Source organism: Streptomyces sp. NPDC054840, from assembly GCF_053611065.1.
Genome location: NZ_JBSGZP010000408.1, coordinates 1 through 6,768, shown reverse-complemented (window position 1 = coordinate 6,768; position 6,768 = coordinate 1). Strand labels below are relative to the sequence as shown.

At 72.1% G+C, this 6,768-nt stretch carries 7 protein-coding genes; 4 read left to right on the top strand and 3 right to left on the bottom strand.

The window, feature by feature from the left end:
• Together ACWGIU_RS25295 and ACWGIU_RS25290 are read left to right on the top strand one after the other, a co-directional pair.
• On the top strand, nucleotides 1-569 hold a 569-nt coding region (locus ACWGIU_RS25295; protein ID WP_453709375.1), incomplete at its 5' end, for an aminotransferase class III-fold pyridoxal phosphate-dependent enzyme.
• A 7-nt stretch (nucleotides 570-576) separates the two neighbouring features.
• Nucleotides 577-1,113, top strand: a complete 537-nt coding sequence (locus ACWGIU_RS25290) for an arginine repressor (protein ID WP_030010023.1) — start codon at nucleotides 577-579, stop codon at nucleotides 1,111-1,113.
• Between the two features lie 21 nt (nucleotides 1,114-1,134).
• Here ACWGIU_RS25290 and ACWGIU_RS25285 read toward each other — a convergent pair whose 3' ends face one another.
• Genes ACWGIU_RS25285 through ACWGIU_RS25275 form a run of 3 tightly spaced genes read right to left on the bottom strand, consistent with a single transcriptional unit; the run spans nucleotide 1,135 to nucleotide 3,788 of the window.
• Entirely contained in the window at nucleotides 1,135-1,827 is a 693-nt protein-coding gene (locus tag ACWGIU_RS25285) for a L,D-transpeptidase family protein (RefSeq protein ID WP_453709377.1), read from the bottom strand.
• A gap of 6 nt (nucleotides 1,828-1,833) precedes the next feature.
• The gene (locus ACWGIU_RS25280) at nucleotides 1,834-2,415 is read right to left on the bottom strand and encodes a pyridoxamine 5'-phosphate oxidase family protein (RefSeq protein ID WP_453709373.1); all 582 of its coding nucleotides are present in this window, start codon (nucleotides 2,413-2,415) and stop codon (nucleotides 1,834-1,836) included.
• A 5-nt stretch (nucleotides 2,416-2,420) separates the two neighbouring features.
• Nucleotides 2,421-3,788 carry a HEAT repeat domain-containing protein gene (locus tag ACWGIU_RS25275; protein WP_453709371.1) on the bottom strand — a complete coding sequence of 456 codons (1,368 nt, stop codon included), beginning with the start codon at nucleotides 3,786-3,788 and terminating at the stop codon, nucleotides 2,421-2,423.
• A 196-nt stretch (nucleotides 3,789-3,984) separates the two neighbouring features.
• On the opposite strand from ACWGIU_RS25275, the gene ACWGIU_RS25270 reads away from it, so the two are divergent.
• Complete coding sequence (locus ACWGIU_RS25270; protein ID WP_351824100.1) at nucleotides 3,985-5,178, top strand: argininosuccinate synthase; 1,194 nt, start codon at nucleotides 3,985-3,987, stop codon at nucleotides 5,176-5,178.
• A gap of 145 nt (nucleotides 5,179-5,323) precedes the next feature.
• Complete coding sequence (argH, locus tag ACWGIU_RS25265) at nucleotides 5,324-6,751, top strand: argininosuccinate lyase (RefSeq protein ID WP_453709369.1); 1,428 nt, start codon at nucleotides 5,324-5,326, stop codon at nucleotides 6,749-6,751.
• The last annotated feature ends 17 nt before the right edge of the window (nucleotides 6,752-6,768 follow it).

The window sequence follows — 6,768 nt, the reverse complement described above, 5'->3', positions numbered from 1 at the left end:
CCACCGGCACCCTGCTCGTCCTCGACGAGGTCCAGACCGGCGTCGGCCGGTGCGGCCAGTGGTTCGAGCACCAGGCCCACGAGGACGTCGAGCCCGACATCGTCACCCTCGCCAAGGGGCTGGGCGGCGGGCTGCCGATCGGCGCCGTCGTCGCCTTCGGCCCCATGGCCGACCTGCTGCAGCCGGGCCAGCACGGCACCACCTTCGGCGGGAACCCGGTCGCCTGCGCGGCAGGCCTCGCCGTCATCGACACGATCGCCACGGGCGGACTGCTCGACCAGGTCAAGGCCCGGGGGGAGCGCTTGCGCTCCGGGATCGAGGGCACGGGCCACGCCCTGGTCTCCCACGTACGCGGCTCGGGACTACTGCTGGGTATCGTGCTGACCGAGCCGCTCGCCGCCCGGGTGCAGCAGGCGGCTCAGGATGCCGGCTTCCTGGTCAACGCGCCCGCCCCCGACGTCGTACGGCTCATGCCCCCGTACGTCCTCACCGAGGCCGAGGCGGACGCGTTCGTCCGGGCCCTGCCCGGCATCCTCGACGCAGCAGGCGGGGACGGATCCGGAGAATGAGACGACGATGAGTCAGGCCCAGGACAACGAGCAAGGCGGCCAGGCCGTCCCGCAGACCCGCACCGCGCGTCACCGCCGGATCGTGGACATCCTCAACCGGCAGCCGGTCCGCTCGCAGAGCCAGCTGGCCAAGCTGCTCGCCGACGACGGGCTGAGCGTCACCCAGGCGACGCTCTCGCGCGACCTCGACGAGCTGGGCGCGGTGAAGATCCGCAACACCGGCGGCGAGCTGATCTACGCGGTACCCAGCGAGGGTGGCTTCCGCACCCCGCAGGCCCCGCTCGGCGAGTCCGCGAAGGAGGAGCGCATGCGGCGCCTCTCCGGGGAGCTGCTGATCTCGGCGGAGGCCTCCGCGAACCTCGTGGTCCTGCGCACCCCGCCGGGTGCGGCGCAGTTCCTCGCCTCGGCCATCGACCAGGCCGAGCTCCGCGCCATCCTCGGCACGATCGCGGGTGACGACACCCTGATGCTGATCAGCCGGGACCCGGCGGGCGGCCAGGCCCTGGCCGACCACCTGCTGCGCCTGGCGCAGAAGGAGAGCTAGGCCGTCAGGCCGGGGCCCGGATCAGTACCGGGTCACGGCCAGGTCCCCGGACTCCGTGCCGATCGCGATGTGCGGACGGCGGCGCGGGTCCGCCCAGCGCAGGATCGCCCGTATGGCGGGCTCGGGCACGGACACACAACCGGCCGTCGCACCTTTGCCGTTGACGTGCAGGAAGATCCCGGCGCCCCGGCCGCGCGCGGGCCGGTCGTAGTTGAAGGCGATCACCAGCGCGTGCGCGTACTGCTTCTCGTACGTCACCAGGTGCTCGGCCTCGTCCGGCGCGCAGTCCGCGGGCAGCGGCTCGACCCAGCGGTTGTAGTGGGTGGACGCGTTGTCCTGGCACCACCAGGAGTCGCGGTTCACCCGCAGGTAGGGGTGGTCCGTGCCGGCCGGTGCCCGCCGGATCCCGAAGGCGTAGGGGAGTGCGAAGAGGCCCGTGGGCGTCGTGCTGGTGCCCTGGGTCCGCGTCGCGCCCTCGGTGAGGCCGTTCGCGCCGAAACGGGCGGGCGCGCTCCCGGACCGGTGCCAGCGCCCGGCCCGCCGCTCCCACCAGATCACCTGGCCGGTGGTGGATCCGGGCGCGGGCGCGACCGCGGTGATGAGCTGACTTCCCCCGCCCGTGTCGGCGAGACGGTCGGGCAGGGGCGCGGGCGAGGGGCCCTGCGGGAGCAGGATCGTGACAATCAGTGAGACGGTGACTACAGCGGTACGCAGCACATGTCAGACGGTACGGGGCGGAAGGGGCAGCGGCAGCGCAGGCAGGCCGTCGACGCTCGATCCGATGAACTCCTTCTTCTCGCAGTACGCGGCGAACTCCTCGTCCGTCTTGCGGCCGAAGTATTCCGCGTGCAGCGTCCGCTCGCCCTGGTACTCCATCAGGGGGACGGCGTACCCGCAGACGTCCGAGATCCGGCGGGCATGGACGAGGATGACCGCCCGCGCCGACGGCCCGTCGGCCTCGCCGAACAGGGCGACCAGCTCGCCCCAGCGCGGGTCGTCGCGGAAGACCGCCTCCCCCTCGCCGTGGATGCGCACGATGTTGGGCGGCCCGGAGAACGCGCACCACATCAGGGTGATCCGGCCGTTCTCCCGGACGTGGGCGATGGTCTCGGCGCCGCTGCCCCCGAAGTCCAGGTAGGCCAGGGTCTGCTCGTCGATGACGACGAGGGTTCCGGCACGGCCCTTGGGCGAGAGGTTGACGTGACCGTCACCGGTCAGCGGGGCGGTCGCGGTGAAGAAGACGGGCTGTTCCTCGATGAACTTGCGCAGCCGGCCGTCTATTCGTTCGTGAAGCTTTCCCATGCCGATCAGTATGCGTCCCCCGGGGCCGCCGGGACCGGAAGCCCGAGCCGCTGACGCATCTGCCGCATGACGTAGTCACTGAACAGATGCGTGCACCGGTCCAGGAGGGCGCCGACCTCAGGGTCCCGCACGGGCAGGTCCGGTGCCCCGTACGGGTGCCACATGCTTTGGACGCGCTGCGCGGCGACCGCCCGCAGGGCCGGGTCACGGTCCGTCAGCAGCTCGACGGAACCACGCAGTCCGGCCACTCCGCCCCGGGCGAACAGCAGCCGGTGGGCGGCCCGGCGGGTGTGCGACGGCCGCCCGGGCGCGATGCGGGCCAGCAGCCAGTCGGCGGGCAGCCGGCCGGCGGAAGCGCCGAGGCTCCGGGCGACCTCGCGGGCCACCGCCGGTGCCGGGTCGTCCAGCAGTGGCCGCAGCAGCTCGACGTCGGTGATGTCCAGCAGCCGCAGCCCACCGACGGCGGCGGCCCGCACCTGACCGGCCGGGTGTTCCAGCAGCGCGCGCAGCAGCGGCGCGTCCTCGCGGCGCGCGCACTCGGCGAAGCCGGTCACCGCGTACGGGGTCACGCGGGCGGGGTCGGCCAGCAGCTCGCGGCACAGCGGGCGCGGGTCGCCGCCGCGCTGGCGGACCAGCCTGCGGGCGCAGGCCCGGACCGTCCCGGAGCGGTCGCAGAGGTGGCCCACGGCCTCGGCGGCCCGGCCGGCCCCGCGCAGGGCGGTGACCCCGGCCGCGCGGACCATCTGGCCGTGCCCGCCGAGCAGCGTGTCGACGGCCTCGTCGTCCGGCCCGTCGGAGGCCAGGGCGGCCAGCGTCGCGTCCGTCCACAGCCCGCTCGTCCGCGGATCCCGTTCCGCCGCGGCCAGGGCCGCCCGCTCCCGTACGTCCAGCAGTCCGGCGCCGAGGGTCAGCCGCGCGGCGAACCGCCGGGTCTGCGGGTCCGCGCTCCCGCGCAGTTCGCCGAGGAGGTCGTGGTCCGCGTTCAGGGCGGCCTCCGAGCGCTCCTGTGCCCAGGCCCCCTGCTCGCGCCGGCCGAGCCGCAGAACGAGGGGCGTCAGCCGGCGCAGCGTGCCCGCGGGGTCGTCCGCCAAGGCCGCGGCCAGTACCTGCCTCGCCTGCTCGCGGACGGCGGGCACCCAGTCCGCGCATCGGATCACGACCAGCTCCAGCAGGAGCGAGTGCGGCGACCCCGGCGCGCCAAGGGCCGCCTCGCGGATCCGGCCGTCGGCGTGGCACAGCCGCACGGCCTCCGGTGTTCCGAGGGGGCCCGGGTGCGACCGGTAGGGGGTCCGCCGGACCATGCGGTCGAAGGCGATCCACTCGGCCGCCGGGCTCCCCTGCGGCGGGAGCCGTGTCTCCGTGTCCGTGTCCATACGTCCTCCCCTGTGGTTGCCGAGGCCGATCGTAGGCAACCGGGCTGCCGACTCACCTCCCATATATCCGCAGGTCAGGCTGAGAGATGAAGGGTGCGGGGGGAGCGCGGCGAGCACACCGCCCGAGTCGATTGACGAAACATACGGAGTAGTGCATAGTTATGCCTGTCGTTGAATGCACCGTAAGGAGAAACCCGTGACCGAGCGCGTCGTACTCGCCTACTCGGGCGGCCTGGACACCTCCGTCGCCATCGGCTGGATCGCCGAGGAGACGGGCGCCGAGGTCATCGCCGTCGCCGTGGACGTCGGCCAGGGCGGCGAGGACCTGGACGTCATCCGCAAGCGCGCGCTCGACTGCGGTGCGGTCGAGGCCGAGGTCGCCGACGCCTCCGACGAGTTCGCCAACGAGTACTGCCTCCCGGCGATCAAGGCGAACGCCCTCTACATGGACCGGTACCCGCTGGTCTCGGCGCTCTCCCGGCCGGCCATCGTCAAGCACCTGGTCGCCGCGGCCAAGAAGCACGGGGCCACGACCGTCGCCCACGGCTGCACCGGCAAGGGCAACGACCAGGTCCGCTTCGAGGCGGGCATCGTCGCCCTCGCCCCCGACCTCAAGTGCATCGCCCCGGTCCGTGACTACGCGATGACCCGGGACAAGGCGATCGCCTTCTGCGAGGAGAAGCAGCTCCCGATCGCGACCACCAAGAAGTCCCCGTACTCCATCGACCAGAACGTCTTCGGACGCGCCGTCGAGACGGGCTTCCTGGAGGACATCTGGAACGCCCCGATCGAGGACATCTACGAGTACACCTCGAACCCGGCCCTGCCGCGCGAGCCCGACGAGGTCGTCATCTCCTTCAAGGAGGGCGTCCCGGTCGCCATCGACGGCAAGCCCGTCACCGTGCTGCAGGCCATCCAGCAGCTCAACGACCGCGCCGGAGCCCAGGGCATCGGCCGGATCGACATCGTCGAGGACCGCCTCGTGGGCATCAAGTCCCGTGAGGTGTACGAGGCCCCGGGCGCGATCGCGCTGATCACCGCCCACCAGGAGCTGGAGAACGTCACCGTCGAGCGCGAGCTGGCCCGCTACAAGCGGCAGGTCGAGCAGCGCTGGGGCGAGATGGTCTACGACGGCCTGTGGTTCTCCCCGCTCAAGCGCGCCCTGGACGGCTTCATCAACGAGGCCAACCAGCACGTCACCGGTGACATCCGGATGACCCTGCACGGCGGCCGCGCCGTCGTCACCGGCCGGAAGTCCGACGAGTCGCTCTACGACTTCAACCTCGCGACCTACGACTCGGGCGACACCTTCGACCAGTCGAAGGCCCAGGGCTTCATCGAGATCTTCGGTCTCTCCTCGAAGATCGCGGCCCGCCGCGACCTCGCCTGACCGACCAGCAGTTCGGACCGCCTCCCCGTTACCTCCGCGGCGGGGAGGCGGTTGCACATCCGGAGCCTGCCGGCCGTCCGGGCCGTGCGGGCCCTCCGGAGCCTTAGCAGCAGTCAAAGCCATGCAGTCTTGAGGAGCAGTAGCTGTGAGCAGCAACAAGGGTGACGTCCGGCTCTGGGGCGGCCGGTTCGCCGACGGTCCTTCGGAGGCGCTGGCCCTGCTGTCGGCGTCGGTCCACTTCGACTGGCGCCTCGCGCCGTACGACATCGCCGGCTCCCGCGCCCACGCACGCGTACTCCACAAGGCCGGCCTGCTCACGGCCGAGGAGCTCGACCGCATGATCGCCGGACTCGACCAGCTCGAGGCCGACGTGGCCGACGGCTCCTTCACCGGCACCGTCGCCGACGAGGACGTGCACACCGCCCTGGAGCGCGGCCTGCTGGAGCGGCTCGGTGCCGAGCTCGGCGGCAAGCTGCGCGCCGGCCGGTCCCGCAACGACCAGGTGGCCACCCTCTTCCGGATGTACCTGCGCGACCACGGCCGGATCATCGGCGCACTGATCGCGGATCTCCAGGACGCGCTGGTCGGCCTCGCCGAGACGCACCACGACGTGGCCATGCCGGGCCGGACCCACCTGCAGCACGCGCAGCCGGTGCTCTTCGCCCACCACGTACTGGCCCACGTGCAGTCCCTGTCCCGGGACGCGGAGCGGCTGCGCCAGTGGGACACCCGGACCGCGGTCTCCCCGTACGGCTCGGGCGCCCTGGCCGGCTCCTCGCTGGGCCTGGACCCGGAGCAGGTCGCCGCCGACCTGGGCTTCGAGCGGGGCTCGGTCGGCAATTCGATCGACGGCACGGCCTCGCGGGACTTCGTCGCCGAGTTCGCCTTCATCACCGCGATGATCGGGATCAACCTGTCCCGGATCGCCGAGGAGATCATCATCTGGAACACGAAGGAGTTCTCCTTCGTGACCCTGCACGACGCCTTCTCGACCGGGTCGTCGATCATGCCGCAGAAGAAGAACCCGGACATCGCGGAGCTGGCACGCGGCAAGTCGGGCCGGCTCATCGGCAATCTGACGGGCCTGCTCGCCACGCTCAAGGCGCTGCCCCTGGCGTACAACCGGGACCTCCAGGAGGACAAGGAGCCGGTCTTCGACTCCTGCGACACCCTCGAAGTCCTGCTGCCGGCCTTCACCGGCATGATGGCGACCCTCACGGTCAACCGGGAGCGGATGGAGGAGCTGGCGCCGGCGGGCTTCTCGCTCGCCACCGACATCGCCGAGTGGCTGGTCAAGCAGGGCGTGCCGTTCCGGGTGGCGCACGAGGTGGCCGGCGAGTGCGTCAAGGTCTGCGAGGGCGAGGGCATCGAGCTCGACCAGCTGACGGACGAGCAGTTCGTGAAGATCTCGGAGCACCTGACCCCCGACGTCCGGACCGTTCTCAACGTCAAGGGCGCCCTGGCCTCGCGGAACGGCCGCGGCGGCACCGCCCCGTCGGCGGTCGCCACCCAGCTCACCGAGCTGAAGGCGGACCTGGTCATCCAGCACGCCTGGGCGGCCCACAAGCAGTAGCCGTGCCGCCCGGAGGG

Excerpts from the sequence above, each read along its gene's own strand:
- ACWGIU_RS25275 (WP_453709371.1), bottom strand. The coding sequence starts at position 3,788 with ATGGACACGGACACGGAGACACGGCTCCCGCCGCAGGGGAGCCCGGCG.
- ACWGIU_RS25280 (WP_453709373.1), bottom strand. The coding sequence starts at position 2,415 with ATGGGAAAGCTTCACGAACGAATAGACGGCCGGCTGCGCAAGTTCATC.
- ACWGIU_RS25290 (WP_030010023.1), top strand. The coding sequence starts at position 577 with ATGAGTCAGGCCCAGGACAACGAGCAAGGCGGCCAGGCCGTCCCGCAG.